Genomic DNA, 465 nt, shown 5'->3' on the forward strand with positions numbered 1-465 from the left:
GAGTATGATTCGCCGGACTTTTGTGTAGAGATACACAAGACATCCATAAATCAGCAATTTATTACTTTACATTCCACCTTGTTAAAGAACTTCTGGCGTAAAAACCAGTCATTTGACGTCTTTTCCAAGACACCAAGTGACTGACTTCTTCAAATCAATAAAAGAGATTGGTGGAGCTAAACGGGATCGAACCGTTGACCTCCTGCGTGCAAGGCAGGCGCTCTCCCAGCTGAGCTATAGCCCCTTTTCTAGGGAACTCCGTAACACGGAAGTTGGTAGGCCTGGGCAGACTCGAACTGCCGACCTCACCCTTATCAGGGGTGCGCTCTAACCAGCTGAGCTACAGGCCTATAATCTTGGTCTGTAGACACTAGTTGTCGGCCGCTTACCTTTCAAAGTAACTCGCGGCGTCTAGCGACAAGCACTAGGGGACTAGCGACTAACAAATCTTTTATTGATTCCAGT

The 465-nt window shown here is 47.3% G+C and carries 2 tRNA genes; both read right to left on the reverse strand.

The annotated features are described in order from the left end of the window. Positions 1–168: 168 nt before the first annotated feature. A tRNA-Ala gene (locus tag AC2CG4_RS20070) sits at positions 169–244 on the reverse strand. A gap of 29 nt (positions 245–273) precedes the next feature. Continuing rightward, positions 274–350, reverse strand: a tRNA-Ile gene (locus tag AC2CG4_RS20075). Between the last annotated feature and the right edge of the window lie 115 nt (positions 351–465).

This window comes from Cellvibrio sp. ATLC23 (assembly GCF_057196725.1).